This window comes from Campylobacter sp. LR264d (assembly GCF_008633895.1).
Lineage (GTDB): Bacteria > Campylobacterota > Campylobacteria > Campylobacterales > Campylobacteraceae > Campylobacter_D.
On sequence record NZ_VJNT01000002.1, the window covers coordinates 14,583 to 37,169 of the forward strand.

Here is a 22,587-nt window from a genome sequence, read left to right on the forward strand (position 1 = left end):
ATAAGTGAAATTTTAGCCATTATTAGCGTGGCTGTTTTGTCTAGTTTTGGACATTGCTATTCTATGTGTGGAGGCTTTAATATAGCCTTTGTAAGACTTAATCAAAATGAGCAAAATCCCTTTATCTTAAGCCTTGTTTATCATAGTTTTAGAATTTTAGCCTATGTTTGTCTGGGTTTTTTATTTGGTAGTTTTGGCTCAATTTTGGCAATAAATGCTAAAATTCAAAATCTTTCTTTTTTCTTACTTGGTCTTTTTATGGTTTTTTTAGGACTTGCTTTGATAATTAGGGGTAAAATTCTAGCCTTAATTGAAAATGCCTTTATCTATGAGAAGTTCTTAAAAGTTCCTATAAAAAGGGCTATGAATTTTAAAGGCATAAAAGGAGGCGTAATCTTAGGCTTTTTAAATGGCTTAATCCCTTGCGGTTTAGTATATTTTTACCTAGCTAGTGCCATGAGTAAAAACTCAATAAACGGGGCGTTAATAATGCTTATTTTTGGACTTTCAACCCTGCCAGCCCTTTTATTTTTTAGCCTTATATCAAATGCCTTAAATCAAAATTTTAAACAACTTTTTAGCATACTTAGCTATATATTAATCATACTTTATGGCATAATACTTGCCTATTTAGGACTTAGAGGATTTAAATGAAAAGGGTACAAACTCAAATTTTTGATAGCTTAAAAAATAATTTTATATTTGTTAGACTTAATGAAAAAGATGAATTTAGCTTTGTGAGCGATGATTTTTGTAAAATTAGTGGCTATACGCAAAAAGAACTTTTAGGGCAAAAATATCATATTTTAAAACACCCTGATATTGATAAAACTTTTTTTGATAGATTATTAAAGGGACAAAACACTCACCATGTTATTTTTAAGCACATAGATAAAAAGGGCGAGGTTTTTTACTTAGATACTAAGATTATCCCTATTGTAGATGATAAAAATATTTTGCAAGAAAGAATTTTAATATCCTATGATGTAAGTAATTCTTATAAATTAAGCGAAGAATTAATAATCCACCACATAAGACTTAGGCAAATGAGTATGCAGCTTGATAATATAAGCAAAAAACATAAAAAAGAAAATGATAAATTACTAGCAAATTTTAATGATTCTTTTACAAAGGCCTTGCAAAAAAATGACGCCAATCACAAAGAAGTTTTTAAAAGAGTGCTTCAAACAAGCCTTGAAAAGCTAGTAAGTGATATAGCACACCAATGGAGACAGCCCTTAAATGGACTAGGCATTGCTATGTTTGAAATGAAACAAAGGGTGAAGGATGAACGAGGTTTTAGTGAAATTTATCTAAAATCAAAGGATGTTATTAAGTCTATGTCAGAACTTATAGATAATTCTAGGAATTTTTTTAATCAACATTTAGAAGACAATTACACCTCTTTAAAACAAACATTAAACGAAGTGTTACAAATTTTATTTGAAATGCTTGAAAAAAATAACATTAAAGTAATATGTAAATTTAAACAAGATTTTAAGGTTTTAGCCTATAAAAATGACTTACTGCGCGTTTTTGCAAATATACTTCTCAATTCAATTGAGGCTTTTAATTTGCAAAAAAATAAAGAAATTTCGGTTAATTTTACTAAATTTGGACTAAATTATATTAAAATAAGTATTAAGGATAATGCTGGTGGCATTGAAGAAGAAAATTTGGATAAAATCTTTTTTCCATATTTTTCTAGCAAACATCCGAGTCAGGGCGTTGGAGTTGGACTTTGCATTTGTAAGCAGATTGTGGAGAACTTAGGGGGTAGTATCAAAGCAAGAAATGTGGCAAATGGAGTTTGTATTGAGATATTTTTAAAATTTATTAAGGACAGCTATGCAAGATTTTAAAGATTTAGTTATTATGGTCGTAGAAGATGAGGCTAAAATTAGAGAAGGCTTAGTTTCTATGCTAACCTTGTATTTTAATAAGGTTATCGGGGCTCAAAATGGTAACGAGGGCTTAAAGAAATTTAAGAAATTTAATCCTAATCTAGTTTTAACCGATATTGCTATGCCTATAATGGATGGACTTGATATGGCAAGGAGCATCAAGGAAATCGCAAAGGATACGCCTATTATTGTATTAAGTGCGTTTTCTGAAAAAGAACGGCTTTTAAAGTCTATTGATATAGGTATTGATAAGTATTTAATCAAGCCTGTTGATATTGAAGAATTGTTTAGGGTGCTAGAATCTGTTGTAAGCAATAAAATTCACGCTAGCAACATATTAGACATAAATGAACATTATCAATTCAACAAAACAAAAAGAACCCTCGTAAGAGATGGTAAAGACATAGACTTAACTAAAAAAGAACTTGCTTTTATAAGTTTAATGATAAAGCAACCCGGCGTTTTAGTACTTCACGATGATATTAAAAAAAATGTCTGGATTGATGAAAAGGTAACAGAAACTGCGGTTCGAACCTTTGTAAAAAGGATACGCGATAAGGTAGGTAGTGATTTTATAAAAAATGTTCCAGGACTTGGATATAAAATCAATGTGTAATATTTCTAGGGGACTTCAAACACTTTTTTAAAGGTGCTTAAAGGCTAGTCATTGTTTAAAGCGATGCTAAAATTAGCCTTTTTTAACTTTCACAAATTTTTAGCTTAAAATTAAATATAAATTAAATAAATATTTTTGATAAAAATTTTTTTTAATATAATTTACAAATATAACTCAAGCTTCAATTTTAAAAGAAAAAGCCATTATTCACTTTAAGTAAATTTCAAAAATACACAATAAAATTTTTATTTTGTAATAAAAATTTCACAAAGAAAAAATGTAATCTAATAGCCTAAATTTAGGTATTTTAAGACCATTAAAATTAGGATAAGAATAATATCAAATCTTTTTTTAGATAAAAAAACAATAAAAAATTAATGAAAAGAATCTTTTTAAAAAAAAATTTTGTTTATTTATCTTATAATAATATGTTAATCTAAATTTTTAAGGAGACTTAATGCATCCAGGTAATGTATTAAATTACGACTATACGGTTGCTAAATATTTTATGTTTGCGACCATATTGTTTGGGATTGTGGGCATGGCTATAGGGACGCTTATAGCCTTTCAGATGGCATACCCTGATTTAAATTATATAGCAGGTGAGTATGCGACTTTTTCAAGACTTAGACCACTACATACTTCTGGTGTAATCTTTGGCTTTATGCTTTCAGGTATTTGGGCTACTTGGTATTACATAGGACAACGCGTTTTAAAAGTAAGTATGGCAGAATCTGGCTTTTTAATGTTTATTGGAAAATTACATTTTTGGCTTTACATGATACTTATGGTAATTGCTGTAATCACACTTTTTGCCGGTGTTTCTACTTCAAAAGAATATGCTGAGTTAGAGTGGCCTTTGGATATTCTTGTAGTTGTAGTATGGGTTTTGTGGGGAGTTAGCATTTTTGGGCTTATTGGAATTCGCCGTGAAAAAACTCTTTATATTTCTCTTTGGTATTATATAGCTACTTTCTTGGGTATTGCTATGCTATATTTATTTAATAATATGTCTGTTCCTACTTATTTTGTTAGTGGAATGGGTAATTGGTGGCATTCTGTTTCTATGTATGCTGGTACAAATGATGCTTTAGTTCAATGGTGGTATGGACATAACGCAGTTGCGTTCGTATTCACAGTTGGGATTATCGCACAAATTTATTATTTTCTACCAAAAGAAAGTGGTCAGCCGATTTTTTCTTATAAATTATCACTTTTTGCGTTTTGGGGCTTGATGTTTGTTTATTTATGGGCTGGTGGTCACCACTTAATCTATTCAACCGTTCCTGATTGGATGCAAACTATGGGTTCAGTTTTTTCTGTTGTGTTAATCTTGCCTTCTTGGGGTTCAGCTATCAATATCTTACTTACAATGAAAGGTGAATGGGAACAATTAAGAGAAAGTCCTTTGATTAAATTTATGATTTTAGCCTCTACTTTTTATATGTTCTCTACACTTGAAGGACCGATATTATCAATTAAATCAGTAAATGCTTTAGCACACTTTACAGATTGGATTCCAGGACATGTGCACGATGGAACACTTGGCTGGGTTGGCTTTATGACAATGGCAGCACTTTATCATATGACTCCTAGAATTTTCAAAAGAGAACTTTATAGTAAATCTTTAATGGAAACTCAATTTTGGGTACAAACCACAGGTATAGTTTTATACTTTGCATCAATGTGGATAGCAGGTATTACTCAAGGTATGATGTGGAGAGCTACTGATGAGTATGGTGGTCTTTTATATACCTTTATTGATACTGTTCTTGCTATCATCCCTTACTATTGGATTAGGGCAATCGGTGGCTTGTTGTATTTAGTTGGTTTCTTTATCTTTACTTATAATCTTTATAAATCAATAGCTAGTGGAAAAGTACTTGACGTAGAACCAAAAAGTGCTTCACCTATGGCAGCATAAAAGGAGATGAAATGTTTAGTTGGTTAGAAAAAAATCCATTCTTTTTTGCTGTGGCAGTGTTTGTAGTTATAGCTTATGCTGGTGTTGTTGAGGTTTTACCACATTTTGCAGAAAATGCAAGACCTGTTGAAAGTAAAAAACCTTACTCCGTTTTGCAACTTGCAGGACGCAATGTTTATATTAAAGATAGCTGTAATGCTTGCCATTCACAACTTATAAGACCATTTAAAAGTGAAACTGATAGATATGGTATGTATTCTGTAAGTGGTGAATTTGCATATGATAGACCATTTTTATGGGGTTCAAAAAGAACAGGGCCTGATTTAGCCCGTGTGGGTAATTATAGAACTGCTGATTGGCATGAAAATCACATGTATGACCCAGTTTCAGTGGTACCTGGTTCGATTATGCCAGCATATAAGCATATGTTTTCAACAAATGCAGATATAGAAACAGCCTATGCTGAAGCTTTAACAGTTAAAAAGGTATTTAATGTACCTTACGATGTAGAAGGACAAACTCCTCTTGGAACTTATGAAGAAGCAAAAGCTTTAGTTCAAGAAGAAGCAGCCGCAATCGTTGAGCAAATGAAAAATCAAGAAATTAAAGATGCCTTTGCAAGAGGCGAGATTAAAGAAATCGTTGCTTTGATTGCATATTTAAATAGCTTAAAGTAAGAGTATGGGTGATTTAGAAGTAGTTTTTGGTGTTGTTAAAAATTTATTGACACTAAATTTATCAGCCATTACTAAGGGCGAGTGGGAAATTTTTCAAGGATATGGCTTTTTCTTTCTTGTCCTATTTTTAGTGGTGGTTTTATACTCATATTGGTTTCATCTGTATAAAAATGAAAAAAAAGGCGAGAGAAACTATGAAAAATACGCAAAACTCGCCCTTGATGATGAAATTGATGATAGTGTTTTAGAAAAGAAAAGGAGTGCTTAATGCAGTGGTTAAATTTAGAAGATAATGTAAATTTGTTATCTTTAGTAGGTGCCATTCTTATCATTTTAATCACGCTTGTGGTTGTTGGTAGAATGTTCCAACAAATGAAAGTTAAAAAAGAAAGTGCTGAACTTGCTGAACATAACTGGGATGGCATAGGTGAATTTAAAAATGCTGTTCCTTTGGGTTGGGCTGTGATATTTTTACTTCTTACTGTATGGGCTATTTGGTATTTTTTATGGGGATATCCTTTAAATTCTTATTCTCAAGTAGGTGAATACAATGAAGAAGTAGCAGCTCATAATGCAAGATTTGCACAAAAATATCAAAATCTTTCAAAAGAAGATAAAATAGCTATGGGAACGAATTTATTCTTAGTACAATGTTCTCAATGCCATGGAATTACAGGCGATGGCATTAATGGCAAGGCTCAAAATTTAAAAATTTGGGGCTCAGAAGAGGGCTTAATCGAAGTTATTACTAATGGTTCTAAGGGTATGGATTATTTAATGGGTGAAATGTCAAGTGCTGCGGATTTAGGCATAGCAAAAGAAGATATTCCTGCTGTGGCTGCTTATGTGGCAAAAGAACTTTCAGCCATTAAAACAACTGCTAATGAAGGGCTTGTGGCAAGAGGTAGGGAAGTATTTGCAACTTGTACTGCTTGTCATGGCGAAGATGGCACAGGTAAAATAGGTGGCGAGGTTTTAGCACCCGATTTAACAAAATATGGGTCATCTGAGTTTATAGTTGAGGTCTTAAATAGAGGTAAGAATGGGGCTATTGGTTCTATGCCTAAATTTAGTAGCGATTTATTAAACGATATTCAAAAGCAAGCTGTTGGCGAATATATAATTTCTCTTTCAAGGGGTGAATAATGGAAAATTCAAGTAGATGTGTATTTGCCTTAAATGGTCTTACAGGTATGTTAATAGCGGTGGTTTTGTTACTTTCTATTTTGGTAGGGCTTACTTGCTGGGGTATTAGTGCACAACAAAGTGTTATGCAAGCACCTTATACCTTGCAAAATAAGCAAGATATTAAAATGTTTGGTTCAAGTAGAAACGACCATGTTATTATAAAAGGAGAAACAAAATGAATAAGATTGTAGAAACTTTGATTATTGTAGCCTTAGTTGTAACAGCAGTTGTTACTGTGTGGTCTGTTTTAACTCCAAATCATCTTTTTATAGGATGAGTATTATTTTTAAAGGCGGCTTAATTGTCGCCTTATTCTTTATACAAATTTTTGCACAAGAGTCTTTAAAAGCCGTAATTTACAATGAAAATGTTTTAAATCAAAAAGTAAGCGATGAGATAAATTTAATAGGCAAGGAAGTTTTTGATAAAACGGGCATTTTTATAGGCGTGGCTGTTAGCAAAGAAAGAAGTGTTGAAGACTTAATAAAAATGCAAGAAGATTTACCAAGACCAAATATTTTATTAATGCTTTCAATTAGCTCTCAAAAAGTAGATATAATAGGCACTAAAGAAGCCTTAACCTTTTTTGACAAAGAAGCTGTTTTAAGCCCTTATGCATCAACTGGTACTATTTTGCCTATACTTGCATCAAAAAAGGGTGATATTTACAATGCTGCTATAATAAATGGTTATGGAGATATAACAGATAGAATAGCAAAATATTTTAATATAAGCTTAGAACACTCCATAGGAAATTCAAACAAAGATACCTTAAATATTTTAAGGATACTAATTTATGGCTTTATTTGTTTTGCTTTGATATACTACATTCAAAGAAGAATAAAGAGGAGAAAAAATGTCTAAAACAAAGACTTTTTGGCCATATGGAATCTTACTTTCTATTTTTGCAATTATCTTAGCTTGTATAGTTACTATTGTTTTTGCAAGTAATTACCCTGTTTATGAGGATGATTTTTACTTTGATAAGTATCAAAATGTTGAAAGTAATTTTGATAAAATTCAACAAAAACAAGCCGAATTTAATAAATTTTTTAATGTAAATTTAGAACTTGATGAAAAATTTGATAAAAAAGATCGCCCCTTTTATGAACTTTATAAAGACCAAAATAATATTATGATTTTCATAAAAGAACTTAGTGATTTAAGTGCTAGTGATATAAAAACAAGTGGGCTTTTAACAAGACCTCATACAAATAAACAAGATAAGAATTTAGACCTTAATTTATATCTTGCAAATGAGCCTATCGCCAATGAGAATGGGGTATTAAACAAGGGGCTTAGGACAAGTTTAAATACCTATGCTTTAAATACTATTTTACCAGAGCTTGAAAATGGCAGGTGGCAGTTAAAATTAAAATTAGAAAAAGATGAAAATACTATAGGCTTTTTTAGCTTTAATCTTTTTGTGCAATGAATTTACGCATATTTAATTCTCAAAGGCAGATTAAAGCTTATTTAGCAAAGGCTAAAGAAAAAAATATTTTGTTAGATAGGCTTATGCTTGATAATGAATTTATAGAAAATATTTGTGAGATAGATTTATTTAGGGCAAATACTTATGAGTGTTTATTGTTATTACAAAAGGCCTGTCTTAAAAGCAAGGATTTAAGTAAAAAGCTTGGAATTTCTAATGAATTTTTTGCCTTTTTAAAAAGCCATACTTATCTTTTTTCATTTTTTAAAGAACTTGCCATTGAAAATAAAAGCGTGGACGATTTAAAAAGCAATGATTATTATGCAAGTTATATAGAACATTTAGAAATTTTAGACGAGGTTTTTAAGAATTATTTAGCAAATTTAAAGGAAAATAAGCTTTTTGATGATATTTCTTTGTGTAAAGAATATAGCTTAAATGTAGATTTTTTACAACAATATGACTTGATAATTTACAATATGCAAGGCTTTTTAAATTATTTTATGAGTAATTTATTAGAACAAATTTCAAAGCATAAAAGGGTGATTTTATGTTTTCGTACTAGTAAATTTAATATGGATGCCTTAAAAAAACTAAGCTTTTTAAATGATATAGAATTTAAACTAAACGTATATTATGAGATTGATATTAGTAGCAAAGAAATTTTAAGAAAGCAAGAATGTATTAATAAAAACAAAGAACTTAACCTTAAAAGCTTTGATTTACGCACCCTACAAGCTACTTTTGTACAAGATGAACTTAGTAATTTTATAGCTAAGGGCGTAGACCCACAAGATATTATAATAATAACCCCTGATGAGAGTTTTTGTGAGCTTTTACACCTTTATGATAAAAACAATAATTTAAATTTTGCAAGTGGCTTTAAGCTAAGTAATACCTTATTTTATCAAGCCTTACAAGCCTTATTTGAAAGTGTTAAATTAATAAAATACGAACAGGATAAGGATTATTTTAAAAACGCTAGTTTTTTTGATTATCAACATAGCATATTAAATATTTTAGATTTTAATACCGAATTTATCAATACTTTCAAGGTTAAATTTAAGCAAGATTGCGATTTTGTATTTTTAGAAAAAATTTTAAATGATTTAGCAAAAAATGAGAGTAACGAACTTAAAGAATATATTAAAAAAGAATTATATCTTATAAAAGAACTTTTAAACTCTTATACACTAAGCCTTGAGACCATTTTAGAACTTTTATTTATATCTTTTAATAAACTTAGCCTTAGCCATACAAGTGGGGGTAAAGTAACTGTTGCTGGACTTTTAGAAAGTAGGGGTTTAAGCTTTAAGGGTGTGATAATAGTTGATTTTAACGATGAATTTGTGCCTACAAGGGATATTAATGAGTTATTTTTAAATAATGAAATACGCAAAAAAGCAGGTTTAATAAGCTATGAAACAAGGGAAAATTTACAAAGATTTTATTATGAAAATTTAATTAAAAATGCTGAATTTGTAAGTATTTCTTATATACAAAATGATGAATTTACAAAATCTCGCTTTTTAGATGAACTCGATATAAAAGCAAATTTTAAAGATGATATTAGTAACGAGGCCTATTTAAATGCCTTAAATTTAAACTATGAAAGTGTTATTTTAAATTTAACTCCTCTAAATGCCCCTATTATGTGGCATGATATCTTTAAAAATCCACTATCTTTTAGTCGTTTAAATTGTTTTTTAAAATGCAAAAGAACCTATTATTATAAGTATATTTTAAATTTACAAGAAGCAAGGTCCTTTGGGCAAGATGATAAAAAAGCCTTGAAAATGGGAAATTTTGTGCATGATTTATTAGAGAAATTTTATACAAATTCAAGTAAGGATTATTTTGATGAAAGGGCTTTTTTTGAATTTTTTAAAGAACACAGCAAAGAACTTAACGCACTTGATAGGGCTATGTTAAAAATTAGGCTTAAAAATTTTGCACAAAAAGAAAAAGAACATTTTGAAAATGGCTATAAAATCAAGGCTTTGGAATTAAATTTTAATAGTAGCAATGTTAAGATTTATAAAATTGCTGATAGAGAGATTAAACTTGAAGGAAAGATTGATAGAATCGATGAGTTAAATGGAAAAAACTTAATCATTGATTATAAATATGGCAATGTGAAAAACTATCAAGATTCCTATCAGCTTGCCTTTTATAAGGCCTTGTATGATAGAAATGCAGATGGTATTTTTTACGATTTGATAAATGTTAAATTTGATACAGCAAAAAATAAAAGCTTGTTAGAGTTAGAAGAGTGTTTAAAAGAACTTTTAAAAAATCAATTTATAGAATTTGATAGCAAAGGCAATCTTTATTGTCCTTATAAACTCATTTATGAAAAGGATTTTAAATGAGTGAATTTAAACCTTATTTAGCCCTTGAGGCAAGTGCAGGTAGTGGAAAGACCTTTGCTTTAAGCGTTCGTTTTGTAGCACTTATCTTAATGGGTGTAAAAATGAATGAAATTTTGGCTCTTACCTTTACAAACAAAGCAGCCGCACAAATGAAAGAAAGGATAGTTAATACCTTTTTAAATATTGAAAAGGACGAAAAAAGTGCAGAATGTGCTGTTTTATGTGAGCTTTTAAATAAATATAAGGCTCAGCTTGTAGCCATTAGAGATAGTTTAAAAGAAGATTTTTTAAGACAGAATTTGCATATTAGCACACTTGATTCTTTTTTTTCAAGGCTTGTACGGGTATTTGCCTTAAATTTAGGCTTAATGAGTGATTTTGATATAGTAAGTGAGGGCAGTTTTGATAAAAATATCTTTATCAATAGCCTAGATGATGAAAATTTAGATAGTCTAGCACATTATCTTATACAAACTGAGGATAAGAATGATAAATTTTTTGAGTTTTTAAACATGCTTTATAATAATGCCTTTGTTGAAGAGATAAAAGAGTTAAGCTTTCCTAATAAAGATGCATTGCAAGAAAAATATTTAGAACTTAGAAAATTTATAAATGATAGGTATCTTAATGTAAAAGGTTATAAAAATTTAACTGACCAGTTTCAAAATGAAAATTTAAATATTAAAGAATTTTTTACAAAGGCTTTTATTAAAAATAGTACACAATACATGGAAAAATGTATGCAAGATAGCGAATTCAAGGCTAAAAGAGAAGAATTTATAGAATTTGCAAATAATTACGCCCTTAATTTAAGGGAATTTAAAAAGGCTAAACTTTTAAAACTGTTACAATTTTACACTTATGCTAAGGATAAGTATTTTAAAGCAAATAATATTTTAAGCTTTGCAGATATTGCAAAAAAGGCATTTGAACTTATACAAGGTGAGTATAAAGATATGATTTATTTTCGTCTTGACGGGCGAATTTCACACCTTTTAATAGATGAATTTCAAGATACAAGCGTTATACAGTATCAAATCATTAAGCCTATTATTGCTGAGCTTGTTTCGGGACAGGGTGTTAAGGATTTTAGGAGCTTTTTTTATGTGGGCGATAAAAAGCAAAGTATTTATCGTTTTAGAGGTGGTAAAAAGGAGCTTTTTGACCTAGTTTGTAATCAATTTAGCCAAATTCAAAAAGAAAATTTAAAGATTAATTATAGAAGTGCCAAAAATATAATTGATTTTGTAAATGAACATTTTAAAAATAAGTATGAATTTTACATTCCACAAGAACTTTCAAGCAATGCAAAGGAAGGCTTTTTAGAAGTTGTTGAGCTTAGTAAAGAAGTTGAATTTAAGCAAAAAAGCTTTGAAATGATACTTCAAAAGGTTAATTTTTTGCAAATTAATGGCATTTTATTAAATGATATTTGTGTTTTGTGTTGGAAAAATGACGATGCAAATTCAATATGTGAGTTTTTAAAGGAAAATAACATTCAAGCCTTTACGCAAGGTGATATAAAATTAATCAATAAGGCAAATGTGAAAATTTTAGTAGAATATGCAAAATACTGCATTTTTGGCGATGAGTTTTATCTGCATTTTTTAAATGAAATGTTAGGTTTTAAGCCTAAAAAATTAAGGCTTGATTTAGCAAAAAGCACCATTCAAACCTTATTTTATTTGATTAAAAATTTAAGATTAAGGCTTGATTTAGCCCTTGTGCAGTTTATAGAATATGCTAGAAAAAAGGAAAATATACTTAAATTACTTTTTGAACCTTGTGAGGAGACATTAAAAGGGGAGCATAATTTTGGCGTTAATGTTATGAATGTGCATAAGTCAAAAGGGCTTGAATTTGATAATGTTATATTACTTGATGCTTTGTCAGGAAATAAACCTGATGATACAAGCTTAATGTTAGAATATGATATAAATCAAGGCTGGTGCCTTGAAATGAGTGATGATATAAGAAAAAATACCAATGAAATAAATTATAAAAATTTCAAAGATAAAAGGGATAAGGAAAATTTAGAAGAAGATATAAATAAGCTTTATGTAGCACTTACAAGGGCTAGGGATTCTTTGATTATAATTAAAAATAATACTAATAATAGCGTTTTTAGTGATTTTAAGCCTATTAAAAAAGGGGTGATAGAGGCTAAAAATATAAATTTGCAAACTTCAACTTTAAAAACTGATAGCCTAAAGCCCTTTGCAAGGGTAGGTCCTCAAAATGAAGAAAGCAATAAAGAGATAAATTCAAAAGAAATTTATTTTGGAAATGCCTTTCACTTCTTTATGCAAAATGTAGAATTTAACGGCTTAAATTATGAAAAAATTTGCTTTAAAACTCGCCAAAAAATGCGTAATTTATTGCAAGATGATGATTTTAAAAGGCTTTTTAAAAGGGTAAGTTTACTTCTTAAAAATGATAATTTTCAAAATTTAATCAAAGATAAAAAGATTTTTAAAGAACAAACTTTAAGCTTTAATAATGAAATTTTGCGTCTTGATTTACTTTGTGTTAATGAAAAAGAGACTATTATAGTGGATTATAAAACTGGTTTAACATATAAAGAAGAACATAAAATTCAAGTAAGTGGCTACAAGGATGCTATAAAAGAAATTTTACAACTTCCAACAAGGGCCTTTATTGTTTATATTTTAGATAATGAGATTAATATCAACGAAATTTAAAGGAGCAATTATGCAAAGAAGAGAATTTTTAAAACAAGGTGCAAGTCTTGGGGCAATAGCCTTAATGCCAAATTTTCTTAGTAGCGATATATTAAATTTTAAGGGGGCAAAGGTGCCGGAAGTGATTTTAAATAATAAAATTTCAATGCCACAATTTGGTTTTGGAACTTGGGATATAAGAGGAGAAGAAGGCGTAAATGCTATGCTTGAAGCCTATAGGGCAGGATATCGTTTGATAGATAGTGCAAGTTATTATAAAAACGAAGAACAAGTAGGCATTGCATTTAGAAAAAGTGGACTTAAAAGAGAAGAAGTTTTTATAACCACAAAAATAGCTAGTGAAAGCGATACTAAACAAGCCTTTGAAAATAGTTTAAAACGTTTGCAAATGGATTATGTGGATTTGTACTTACTTCATTGGAGCACATCTGATGATATAAATCGTTATAAGGTGCTTGAAAGGCTTTATAAGGATGGCAAAATTCGCTCAATCGGGGTAAGTAATTTTAATATATCAGAACTTAATAATTTAATGTCAAATACAAGCATAATCCCAGCAGTAAATCAAATAAAGATTAATCCTTTTGAAAGAAATAATAAAACAATTGAATTTTGCAAGGATAAAAATATAGCTATAGAAGCTTATACTCCACTTGGCAATATTAAAAGGGCTATGAAGAATGAAATTTTAACAACTATTGCTAAAAATCATAATAAAACAGTGGCTCAAATAATGTTAAAATGGAGTGTCCAAAGTGGCTTTATAGCCATACCAAAATCAAGCAACGCGTCAAGAATTAAAGAAAATATAGATATTTTTGATTTTACATTAAGCGCTGATGAAATGGCTAAAATAGGGAGTTTAAGCTAGTCTTGTGTATTTAAGTTATAAAAAAATGACAAAATTTTAGAAAAATATATCTTTTTTAAAATTTTGTCGATATAATTTTTATAATTTAATTTGTAAGGGTAATGTAATGAAAAAAATTTTTATAATAGCCTTTTTATTAGTAAATTTTAGCTACAGCTTTTCTTGGGGAACTCAGTTTTTAACACCAGTGCAATATTATAAAAATTATTTAAATTGCTTGAATACTGCTAAGAATGGTACTGCAAAACAAAAAATTTTAGCACAACAATTTTGCCTTGAAAATTATGGCGTAGATACAAATCCATAAGGAAAACAAAATGGCACTTGATTTTTCATCAATGAAAGTAGATTATGATAAAATAGGCACTTCTACTATTTATAAGTCATTAAGAAATAGTATAAGTTATATTAGTAATAGTAGTTTAAAAGAACTCGATATAACTTTGTCGCTAGAATCTGGTGTTAAAGCACAAAATTCAAATACTATCTATTTTAAAGACCTTATTACTTCCCGTCTTACTCAAAGTACTTTAAGCAAAGAAAGTATAAGTATCTTAAAGGAAAATTTTAGCCAAGATGATTTTTATCAAAGAAGTGATGGAAGTTATATCTTAACAGGTAAAGCAGAGAGTTTTGTAAGTGGTTGGTACGCAGATATAGCTTATCAAAGGGCGTATTTAAGTGCTGATGAAAACAATGATGGCTATTTAGAACAAAGCGAACTAGATAATACAAGAAGTGGTTTTATAACACATGGTTGGTATACTAGAAATAATGATAAAATTTTGTCAATGTCTAATGTTTATACAGAATCTTATATTCAATTAAATGGTTATTCAAAGTCTATTGCAGGAGTTAGCCAAAATTTTAAATTAAATCAAAAAAACCTTTATAACGATGGAAAATTTGCCTCAAACACGATAGACTTAGAACTTGATAAAACTATAAAAAATGACAAAAATTTAGATGGTATTTTACAATATAATGAAGTTTTAAGCAGAAGTGAAATGCTTCAATCAAATATTGATAATATAAGCTATATGGCTAGAACAAATGGCTTTGGTGAAGGTTTTTTTGATTTTAATGCCGATTCTTATACCTTGTTTGATTTTATGGAAGATATGCAAAGCTATGAAAAATTAGCTCAAAATGACTTTGATATAAGTAGCTTAGATGAGACAGAATTAGCAAGTTTAAAGGAGAAATTGCTTGAATTTTTTGATGGTGATGAGTTTAAAAAGTATGACTTTAAAGAATATTATGAAAATTTACAAAATGAATTTAAAAATATAAGTTCAAGGTATTTAAATGATACAGAAAAAAATTTAGATTATGAACAACTTAGTAAGGTTATGAAAGAAATTTTTACAAATTATAAAGAAACAAATACTTCTAGTATAAATTTTACTAGTCTTAATCTTGATTTAAGGGTATAAGCTCAACATTAAATACCCTTAATATATCAAGTGTTTTATTATGCAAATCATCATCAAAACTAGCAGTAGCATTTAAATCAAGTATAAGTTTAGTATTAAGACTTGCAGAGTGTGCTAAAATGATATTTGCAAATACACATATATGAGAAACTAAGCCACAAAATTCTAACTCATCATAATTTTCATCTTGTAAAAAATTTGCTAATTCCAAACTTCCAAAGGTATTTTTATAAAAAATTTTCTTCGCCTTTTTTAAAAAGGGAGTAAAATTTTCTGGCATGTTCCAACCGGGGCTATTTATAAGGCAGTGTTTTATAGGTAAATTTTTTCCTTCCTTGCTTTGTAAATACTCATCATCATGGGTATCAAAGGTAAAAATTATATCATCTTTAAAATTTGTAAGCTTTTGTAAAATTACCTTTTCAAGCCTTTTTGCCTTTTCAAAACCTAAACTCCCATTTATAAAATCGTTTTGAAAATCAACGACAATTAATGCCTTTTTCATTTTTGCGTCCAAAAACTTTCATAATGTATATTTGAAAATGCCTTTTTTAAACTAGTAAAAAGTTTAGGATTTTCTTGTTCTAATTTTGCTAATAACTCCTTACACTCAGCCCTTGCGTGTGGAAATTTTACATTTCTTTCGCTTAACTTCATACCAGGGCAAAATTCATTGCCTATTACTTGTAAATTATTTACATTTGCATTTTCTATCAATTGCCTTTCACGCACAAAAATAAGTGGTCTAATGACAATTATCTCTCTTTTGCTTTTATAAATAGGAGCTAAGGTTCTAAGTGCCCCATTATAAATAAAATTCATAAAAAAGCTTTCAGCTGCATCGTCTAAGTGGTGGGCTATTGCAAGTTTATTAAAACCCTTTTCTAAGGCATAAGTATATAAAGCCCCTCTTCTCATCCTTGAAAAATAGCTACAAAAGCTTGAATTTTTGCGTATGCTTTCTTCTGAAATTTCATAAATATTTGAGTCTAAAACACTATGTTTAATGCCATGTTCTTCGCAATGCTTATGCAAATGCGAGTAATCTTCACCCATTCCATAGCTTAAAGTTACTGCTTCAAATTCAAAATTAAAGGGGGCGTGTGCTTGCATTCTAGCAAGTAAATGTGCTAGGGCTAGTGAGTCTTTACCACCACTTAGTCCTAAAAGTACTTTGTCGTTATTTTCTATAAGTTTGAATTTAGCATTTGCTTGTGCCACTTGGCGAATCAATCTTTTACTAAGATTTATCATAATCTATCGCAGATTTTAAAGATAAAATTTGCTGAAATTTTAGCTGATTTTACTAAAAACTCATCAAAGTCAAATTCTGCTTTTTCTCCTGCATTATCGCTAATTGCTCTTAACAAAAGGCAAGGTACATTTAAGGCATTGCAAACTAAAACAACATTTGCTCCTTCCATATCACAAGCATCTGCGTTAAAAATTTGACGAATTTTAGCCTTTTTATTTTCATCACAAATAAATTCATCGCCCGTGGCTATAATGCCTTGCAATAATTTAATATTTAAATTCTTTGCTATATCAAGGGCAAGATTATTTAATTTTGTATCAGTTTTAACAAAAATTTCATTACCAGGCACAAAGCCTAAAGGATGTCCAAAGGCTGTTATATCAAGGTCGTATTGAACGACCTTTGAGGCTATTATTAAATCGCCTATTTTTAATTTTTCATTAAAAGACCCAGCCACCCCTGTAAAAAGCAAGACCTCTGCCTTAAATTTTTCTATCATAATACTAGCACTAAGGGTTGAGTTTACCTTACCTATCTTTGAATAAGCTAGTATTAAATCGTGATTTTTATACTTTGCTGTGTAATAGGTATTATTTGCGTAATTTATGCTTTCATAATCTTTTAAAGTTTCAAGTAAGGGGATTAATTCTTCTTCCATAGCACTTAAAATGGCAATTTTCATTTAATTTTCTCCACAAATTCATCTATATCATTTATATTTAATAAGGTAAACGTTTCTTTTTGAGTGATTTTTTTATTAAGCCCTTTTAGGATATTTGTGCTAAATTCTACAAAACAATCAACTCCATTTTCTATATTTTTTATGCTTTGTTTATATAAAACGGGTTTAACAAGTTGATTTTTAAGCAAGTTTAAAGCATTGATTTTATCTGTGTAAATTTTGGCATTTACATTTGATACAACGGGGTTAAAACTAGCATTTAAAATTTTATCAAGTTCTAAGCCAAGTTTTAAGGATGCATTTTGTAAAAGTGGACAATGACTTGCTACGCTCATATTTAAAAGCATAGTTTTTTTTGCCCCTGCCTTTCTAAATTCATCTTCAAATTCTTCTAAATCAGGTCTTAAACCAGCTATTACAATCTGTCCATCGCAGTTATAATTTGCTACATAAATTTGTTTATTTTTTTCTTGTGCATTTTTGCATAAATTCTCAACCATCTCATCATCAAGGCCCAAAATTACCATCATAGAAGCCTTAATCTTACTGCAATCTTCTTGCATAAAAAGCCCACGTTTATGAACTAGTAAAATAGCATCCAAATAACTAAAAGCCCCACTCACTGCTAAAGCACTAAATTCACCCAAAGAATGACCAAGACAAAAGCTAGGTGTTAAATTTAATTTTTCTTTTAAGACCACGTAAGCCATTAATGAGCTTAAAACTATGGCAGGTTGGGTAAATTCGCTTTTATTTAATTCATCATTTTCACTAAAAAGTAAGTTTTTAAAATCTATCTTACAATAATCACTTGCTTCTTCTAGTAGGTTTTTTGCACCATTACAATTTTCATAAAAACTTTGTCCCATGCCTATTTTTTGAGACCCTTGCCCAGCAAAGATAAAGGCAAATTTTGTTAATGACAACCACAACCTCCATGGCCACCACAACAACCTTCATGTTTGTGTTCGCCACCATGTTCGCAACCACAACTTCTACTTCCTGCTATAATGCCAGTTAGAATTTCATCTTCGCTAGCTGCCCTTGTATCGACTATATTTAAGCTAAATAATAAATCCTTACCAGCATAAGGGTGATTATAATCAACGGTTACTATATCATCTCCTATTTTTTTAACTATAACTTGAACTGTGTCGCCGTTTTCACTTTCTCCAAAAAGTGCCATTCCAACTTCAAGATTAATACCTGCAAATTGTTCTTTTGGAAGTTCTTGTATAGCTGTTTCATCGTACTCGCCTAAGCCTTGTTCTTTTTTTATGATAACATCGGCATTGCAAGGACTTTCAAGCTTTGCTATTTCAGTCTCTAAGCTTTCTAAAATTTGACCCTTGCCAAGTATAAAAGAAAGTGGTTCTGAATAGAGATTTGTTTCTAAAATCTCACCTGTGTTTGCATCTTTTAACTCATAAAACATAGATACAACATTATTTTTTTCTATAGCCATTTTATTCTCCGTGTGTTTATTTACGATTTGGGGCAGCCTTTGCTTCGGCAGAATTTGGAAATTCTTGCTTTAAGGCCTTGTAAAATTTATTTGCACTTGCAGTGTCTCCAACCTTATCCAAAGAAATTGCAGTGTGATATAAAAGCTTTGGATAATAATCTGACTTTTTACCTCCATGAGAGGTGCTTATCTTATAGTAATTAAAGGCACTAGCGTAGTTTTTTTTCTTATATTGAATTTCACCTAGATAGAAATTTGCTGTAGCAGGGCGATATTGTTTGCTAACAAGATATTGAAATTTTTCACCAGCACTTTCTAGGCTATTTTTGTTAAATTCGCTTAGGGCAAGTTCTAAAATTTCATTATTTTGTTTCTTTTTCCAACTATCATCAACCTTTTTTTCAGTTACTTTTTTTGTTTCTTCTTTTACATCGGGCTTTTTTTCTTCATTTTTTACACTAGGGGTTAATAAAGCAGAAGCAGAGCTTAAATTTCTATCAATTTCATTTTTAGAAACATAGTTATCATTAATAGAATCAACTAAAGAACTTAATTCTATTAAAATTGTTTTAATTTGTTTATTATTTTTTTCTTGAATTGTTCTACTTTCTTCCACATAGGCTTTAAGGGCGGCAAGTTCATTGCTTAAATTATTATCATCATAGCTATTTTCAAGCTGGGCAAGGCGAGAAGTTGATTTTGCATATTGAGAATTTATACCCTCTAAAGTACTTTGCAAACCTTCTAATCTTTCATTTGTTTCATTAATTTTAGCGTTTATTTGTGAGTAATTATCACTTAAAAAATCTATTTTTTCTTTAAAATATTTTTCATTAGCGTTTAAGCCATAAGGCGTAGAACTGCTAGCAACTCCAGCACCAAAGGCAGAAGTTTCTGCATAAAGAAAGGTAGCCCCACATAGGGCTACCAGGAATGTTTTTTTCATTAATTATCTTGCTAGTTTAAATTCTGCACGACGATTTTGTGCATCGCAAGCTTTTGTTTTGTCTGTACAAACAGGATTAGTTTCGCCATAGCTTTTAATAGCGATTCTATCAGTATTTACACCTTGAGTAACAAGTGCATCTTTAACAGCTTTAGCCCTTTTTAAACCTAAAGCTTGATTGTATTCATCAGTTCCCCACTCATCGCAGTTTCCTTCGACAGTAATGCTTACACCACTAACTTCTGTATTGAAGATATTTGCATTTGTATTAACTACTGATTGCATATCACTTCTAATATTGAATTTATCGAAGTCAAAATATACTTTTTCTAAAGTATCGTTTAATCTACTGATTCTAGAATCAATACTTTCTATGTCTTGACTACCAGTTGCCTTAGAAGTATCAACTGTAGTATCACTACTTACAGAGGTTTTTTTAACACTACAACCACTGATGATAATTGCAAGAGCTGCAATTGACGAAAAAATAACTTTGTTCATTTAAGACCTTTCTAAAAAAAATGTTGCGATATTATACCTAAATTTTAATTAAAATCAAGATAAAAATAAATTTTTTTACCAATCAATAGATTGAATTTTTCCTACCTTTAAGGGAAAATAAAAAGTTTTATTAGCATTAACGCGTATAACACCTAAGGCACTTTGGGCACCTAAATGTTTTATAAATACTATACTTCCTCCATCGCTTGAAAATCTAGGAAATAAATTCTTTCCATTTGCAGTAAGCTGTCTAATATAATCACTCTTAATAGACATTAAATAAATATTAAATACGCCTGATTGATTTGGTTCTCTACTTGAATAAACTAAAAAGTCTTTATAAGTAGAAACGGCTGAATTATTTTTCCCATGAAATACCACTTGTTCGGCTGATTTGCTATTTAAGCCTTGCATAAAGATATTTGGATAACCAAGTCTTTCTGATACAAAAACAATCCTTGACTCATCTTCTCCTATGAAATTTCCATTTACATCTATACCACCATAATTTGTAAGTTGGCTAACTTTTTTTGTATTTAAATCATATAAATACACATCAGGTTGGTCTTTTGGTGCCATAGTGATCAAAACTTTTTTGCCATCATTACTAACATCGCTAGCTACTACCATTCCACCACTTGAAAGGATTTTAGTAGCCCTATTATTAGTTAAATCATAGCGATAAAGTGTTGGCATATCATGGTCGTATGCTGTATAAAAAAAGGCAGTTTGTTCTACATTTGCCCATTTTGGAAAAAGATTTAAACCCCCATCTACTATAACCTTTTGATAGGTTAGGGTATAATCAGCCATTATTATTTGACTTTTTTTAGAACCAGCCGTCCTAGCTATTAAAATTTTATGGTCCATCCATTCAACAGGAGCAAGTCCTAGAAAACCAACAGAATCCTTTACGCTTTTATGTGATAAAAAAGGATAAAGTTCTACATTATTTACACTATAATTTTGATTAGATTTTTGAGCTCCACCGGCTTTAATCACTACATTTAAATTTAAGCCTTTGCCATTTTTTGTAAGCTCATATTCAAAGGTATAATTTGTACTTTCACTACCTTCGCTAACCACTTCAAAATTGGAACTTACCTTTAAGTCGTTTACAAGTATATTGTAAAAACTGCGTTTTAAATTACCATCATTTAAGGCATTAGAATTATCCTTAACTATAATCTTTGGCAAAGCAACGCCCTTATTTATAACCTCAATCACAGGGTCTTCTGCATAAACAATGCCTAAACACAACAAACAAAGTATTAAAATCTTTTTCACTATAAGCTCCTAACTTGTATTAAATTTCTAAATTTTACATAAGAAAATTTAACAAAATAAAATTTTATTAATAAATTTTATCATTTAAATGTTTTCTTGATGCAAAATAAAGCCCATTTGCTAAGATTAAACAAGCACTCATAACAAGGGCTAGTACTAAAGGGGTATTTGCATTTGTAGCACCTACTATAAAAGAAATAAAACCAGCCAGTGCAAATTCTACCATTCCTAAAATAGCAGATGCTGTACCTGAGTGTTCTTTAAATCTTGCCATGGCTAAGGTAGTTGTGTTTGGGGCTATAAAACCTAGCATTGATATACCTATAAAAAGTGCAATCTCAAAAAGCCAGAAATTTGGATATATAAAAGAGGTTAAAAGCACTATTAAAAGCGAGATTAGCATTACTAGCAAGGAAAGGGCTAGAATTTTTTCAGGGTCATAGCTTTGTACCCATTTTGCATTTACATTTGCAAAGATTATAAAGCCTAGTGAATTTACGCCAAAAAGTATAGCATAGGCTTGTTCTCCTAAGTTAAAAAATTTAGTAAATACAAAATTTGAACCTGTCAAATAAGCAAACATTGACGCAAGGGCAAGGGCAGCTACAAAGGTATAAACTAAAAAAGGCTTATCTTTTAATACTGCTTTATAACCTTGCATAGCTTCTTTATGTGAAAATTTCTTTTCTTTTAAATGCGGTGCACTTTCTTTAAAGCCAAAAAGAACCATAATAAAAAGTAAAATTCCTAATAAAAAAAGCGTTGTAAATATACTTTGCCAAGAAAAATATTGAAGTAAAATTCCACCAAATGTAGGCGATAACATAGGGGCTAGTGACCTTACTACCATTATCAAGGCAAAGATTGCAGCGGCGTCTTTTATCTCAAATAAATCATTCACAATAGCCCTTGCTATAACCACTCCAGCACAACCTCCAAGGGCTTCAAAAAAACGCAAAATAATAAAGCTATTAATATCATCAATTACCACACAACCCAAACTTGACATAATAAATATAAAAACCCCTATTAAAATAGGCTTTTTTCGCCCAAAAATATCGCTTAATGGTCCATAAATTAATTGACCAAAGGCAAAAGCTATAAAAAAACTAGCAAGGGAAAGTTGAGTTAAAAAAGTATTTGTTTTAAAACTTTCTTCTACATGAGAAAGCGCGGGCAAGTACATATCAGTCGAAAGAGGTGCCACGCTTGACATAAAGGCTAGAATAACTACAAGCTTAAATTTGGCAAAGCCATGGAATTTTGAATGTTTTAACATTTTGTAACCTTTATTATTTTATATTTGAAAGAAGTTGGAATTTTACT

24 protein-coding genes are annotated in these 22,587 nt (G+C 29.9%); 15 read left to right on the forward strand and 9 right to left on the reverse strand.

The window, feature by feature from the left end; translation table 11 throughout:
• The 15 genes from FMM56_RS00745 to FMM56_RS00815 all read left to right on the forward strand — a co-directional run bounded on the left by FMM56_RS00745 (position 1) and on the right by FMM56_RS00815 (position 15,125).
• Complete coding sequence (locus tag FMM56_RS00745; RefSeq protein ID WP_411675284.1) at positions 1-654, forward strand: sulfite exporter TauE/SafE family protein; 654 nt, start codon at positions 1-3, stop codon at positions 652-654.
• Positions 651-1,862, forward strand: a complete 1,212-nt coding sequence (locus tag FMM56_RS00750) for a PAS domain-containing sensor histidine kinase (protein ID WP_150207454.1) — start codon at positions 651-653, stop codon at positions 1,860-1,862. Before FMM56_RS00745 ends, FMM56_RS00750 begins: the two co-directional genes overlap by 4 nt.
• The gene (locus tag FMM56_RS00755; RefSeq protein ID WP_150141802.1) at positions 1,849-2,520 is read left to right on the forward strand and encodes a response regulator transcription factor; all 672 of its coding nucleotides are present in this window, start codon (positions 1,849-1,851) and stop codon (positions 2,518-2,520) included. The genes FMM56_RS00750 and FMM56_RS00755 overlap by 14 nt, the downstream gene beginning before the upstream one ends.
• Before the next feature lie 457 nt (positions 2,521-2,977).
• Positions 2,978-4,444, forward strand: coding sequence for a cytochrome-c oxidase, cbb3-type subunit I (ccoN, locus tag FMM56_RS00760; RefSeq protein WP_150141803.1), 1,467 nt, complete (start codon positions 2,978-2,980; stop codon positions 4,442-4,444).
• An 11-nt stretch (positions 4,445-4,455) separates the two neighbouring features.
• Positions 4,456-5,121, forward strand: a complete 666-nt coding sequence (ccoO, locus tag FMM56_RS00765) for a cytochrome-c oxidase, cbb3-type subunit II (RefSeq protein ID WP_150141804.1) — start codon at positions 4,456-4,458, stop codon at positions 5,119-5,121.
• A gap of 4 nt (positions 5,122-5,125) precedes the next feature.
• Positions 5,126-5,389, forward strand: coding sequence for a cytochrome c oxidase, cbb3-type, CcoQ subunit (locus tag FMM56_RS00770; RefSeq protein ID WP_150141805.1), 264 nt, complete (start codon positions 5,126-5,128; stop codon positions 5,387-5,389).
• Positions 5,389-6,267, forward strand: a complete 879-nt coding sequence (locus FMM56_RS00775) for a c-type cytochrome (RefSeq protein ID WP_150141806.1) — start codon at positions 5,389-5,391, stop codon at positions 6,265-6,267. The genes FMM56_RS00770 and FMM56_RS00775 overlap by 1 nt, the downstream gene beginning before the upstream one ends.
• A complete protein-coding gene (locus tag FMM56_RS00780; protein WP_150141807.1) occupies positions 6,267-6,488 on the forward strand; it encodes a DUF4006 family protein in 222 nt (73 codons plus the stop codon). Before FMM56_RS00775 ends, FMM56_RS00780 begins: the two co-directional genes overlap by 1 nt.
• Positions 6,489-6,582: 94 nt before the next feature.
• Positions 6,583-7,173 (forward strand): hypothetical protein, encoded by a 591-nt coding sequence (locus FMM56_RS00785; protein ID WP_150141808.1) that lies wholly within the window; start codon positions 6,583-6,585, stop codon positions 7,171-7,173.
• Positions 7,166-7,744: a hypothetical protein gene (locus tag FMM56_RS00790; protein WP_150141809.1), complete on the forward strand. Its 579-nt coding sequence runs from the start codon at positions 7,166-7,168 to the stop codon at positions 7,742-7,744. The genes FMM56_RS00785 and FMM56_RS00790 overlap by 8 nt, the downstream gene beginning before the upstream one ends.
• Positions 7,741-10,116 (forward strand): PD-(D/E)XK nuclease family protein, encoded by a 2,376-nt coding sequence (locus tag FMM56_RS00795; protein WP_150141810.1) that lies wholly within the window; start codon positions 7,741-7,743, stop codon positions 10,114-10,116. Before FMM56_RS00790 ends, FMM56_RS00795 begins: the two co-directional genes overlap by 4 nt.
• On the forward strand, positions 10,113-12,818 hold the full coding sequence (locus FMM56_RS00800) for a RecB-like helicase (RefSeq protein WP_150141811.1): 2,706 nt from the start codon (positions 10,113-10,115) through the stop codon (positions 12,816-12,818). The genes FMM56_RS00795 and FMM56_RS00800 overlap by 4 nt, the downstream gene beginning before the upstream one ends.
• A gap of 10 nt (positions 12,819-12,828) precedes the next feature.
• On the forward strand, positions 12,829-13,689 hold the full coding sequence (locus FMM56_RS00805) for an aldo/keto reductase (protein WP_190318958.1): 861 nt from the start codon (positions 12,829-12,831) through the stop codon (positions 13,687-13,689).
• Between the two features lie 106 nt (positions 13,690-13,795).
• The gene (locus tag FMM56_RS00810; RefSeq protein ID WP_150207457.1) at positions 13,796-13,996 is read left to right on the forward strand and encodes a hypothetical protein; all 201 of its coding nucleotides are present in this window, start codon (positions 13,796-13,798) and stop codon (positions 13,994-13,996) included.
• A 10-nt stretch (positions 13,997-14,006) separates the two neighbouring features.
• The gene (locus FMM56_RS00815) at positions 14,007-15,125 is read left to right on the forward strand and encodes a hypothetical protein (RefSeq protein ID WP_150141814.1); all 1,119 of its coding nucleotides are present in this window, start codon (positions 14,007-14,009) and stop codon (positions 15,123-15,125) included.
• Here the strand turns inward: FMM56_RS00815 and FMM56_RS00820 are convergent.
• The 9 genes from FMM56_RS00820 to FMM56_RS00860 all read right to left on the reverse strand — a co-directional run bounded on the left by FMM56_RS00820 (position 15,103) and on the right by FMM56_RS00860 (position 22,540).
• Entirely contained in the window at positions 15,103-15,630 is a 528-nt protein-coding gene (locus tag FMM56_RS00820; RefSeq protein WP_150141815.1) for a cysteine hydrolase family protein, read from the reverse strand. The two genes, FMM56_RS00815 and FMM56_RS00820, sit on opposite strands and share 23 nt — an antisense overlap.
• On the reverse strand, positions 15,627-16,379 hold the full coding sequence (locus FMM56_RS00825) for a tRNA 2-thiocytidine biosynthesis TtcA family protein (protein ID WP_150141816.1): 753 nt from the start codon (positions 16,377-16,379) through the stop codon (positions 15,627-15,629). Before FMM56_RS00825 ends, FMM56_RS00820 begins: the two co-directional genes overlap by 4 nt.
• Positions 16,376-17,062 (reverse strand): 5'-methylthioadenosine/adenosylhomocysteine nucleosidase, encoded by a 687-nt coding sequence (locus tag FMM56_RS00830; RefSeq protein WP_150207458.1) that lies wholly within the window; start codon positions 17,060-17,062, stop codon positions 16,376-16,378. The genes FMM56_RS00825 and FMM56_RS00830 overlap by 4 nt, the downstream gene beginning before the upstream one ends.
• Positions 17,059-17,988 carry an ACP S-malonyltransferase gene (gene fabD / locus FMM56_RS00835; protein WP_223811455.1) on the reverse strand — a complete coding sequence of 310 codons (930 nt, stop codon included), beginning with the start codon at positions 17,986-17,988 and terminating at the stop codon, positions 17,059-17,061. Before fabD ends, FMM56_RS00830 begins: the two co-directional genes overlap by 4 nt.
• Positions 17,979-18,527 carry a peptidylprolyl isomerase gene (locus tag FMM56_RS00840; protein WP_150141818.1) on the reverse strand — a complete coding sequence of 183 codons (549 nt, stop codon included), beginning with the start codon at positions 18,525-18,527 and terminating at the stop codon, positions 17,979-17,981. The genes fabD and FMM56_RS00840 overlap by 10 nt, the downstream gene beginning before the upstream one ends.
• A gap of 16 nt (positions 18,528-18,543) precedes the next feature.
• On the reverse strand, positions 18,544-19,473 hold the full coding sequence (locus tag FMM56_RS00845) for a tetratricopeptide repeat protein (RefSeq protein WP_150141819.1): 930 nt from the start codon (positions 19,471-19,473) through the stop codon (positions 18,544-18,546).
• 3 nt (positions 19,474-19,476) lie between these two features.
• A complete protein-coding gene (gene pal / locus FMM56_RS00850; RefSeq protein ID WP_150141820.1) occupies positions 19,477-19,974 on the reverse strand; it encodes a peptidoglycan-associated lipoprotein Pal in 498 nt (165 codons plus the stop codon).
• 75 nt (positions 19,975-20,049) lie between these two features.
• Positions 20,050-21,261, reverse strand: coding sequence for a Tol-Pal system protein TolB (gene tolB, locus FMM56_RS00855; protein WP_150141821.1), 1,212 nt, complete (start codon positions 21,259-21,261; stop codon positions 20,050-20,052).
• Positions 21,262-21,328: 67 nt separating this feature from the next.
• A complete protein-coding gene (locus tag FMM56_RS00860; protein WP_150152062.1) occupies positions 21,329-22,540 on the reverse strand; it encodes a multidrug effflux MFS transporter in 1,212 nt (403 codons plus the stop codon).
• Positions 22,541-22,587 lie beyond the last annotated feature (47 nt).